Origin of the sequence: Methylocystis suflitae (assembly GCF_024448135.1) — a bacterium.
Classification (GTDB): Bacteria; Pseudomonadota; Alphaproteobacteria; order Rhizobiales; family Beijerinckiaceae; genus Methylocystis; species Methylocystis suflitae.
Genome location: NZ_JAMRYX010000130.1, coordinates 1 through 551, shown reverse-complemented (window position 1 = coordinate 551; position 551 = coordinate 1). Strand labels below are relative to the sequence as shown.

1 pseudogene is annotated in these 551 nt (G+C 56.8%); it reads right to left on the bottom strand.

The window, feature by feature from the left end:
* Positions 1-139: 139 nt before the first annotated feature.
* Positions 140-373 (bottom strand): annotated as a pseudogene (locus tag NEI07_RS10210) (transposase domain-containing protein); the annotation flags it as partial.
* Between the last annotated feature and the right edge of the window lie 178 nt (positions 374-551).

The window sequence follows — 551 nt, the reverse complement described above, 5'->3', positions numbered from 1 at the left end:
CTGCGCGAAGACGTCGGTCCGCGTCATGCCGCGCTATCGACCCCAGAAAACAGGTTATTGGAGGCGTCCAGCTGGTCTTTTCCCGTCCGGCGATGGTCTTGATCCGTAACCGGCCGATAAAGACCGCCGTTCATCAGGATCAAGCGGCTGCACGTTTCGCGTCAATGGAGCGCGCCCAATTCCATGGAAGAAGCTGATGGAGCTGGGTAACGAGATGATCATTGATACGCGCAAGCACGTCCGCGAGATAGGCTTCAGGATCGAGGCCTGATATTTTCGCCGTTTCGATGAGCGTCATCGCATCGGCGATATTGTCGCCGCCGACGTCGGAACCAGCGAACAAGTAGTTTTTCCTGCCCACCGCCATCACCCGTTCATTCTGCCCATGTCGGTCAGGAATTGGAAGTCCACTACCGATGGCATCCATATTGCGGCAGCAAGGTTCTGGTTCGTCGGGTTGAGCAGCGTGCAACTGGCTCATTCCTTCAAGTACAAGGGCCGACCGGCGTCGTGATTTCTATTGCCGGCTGGATGCTTGATCCCGTGGTTGC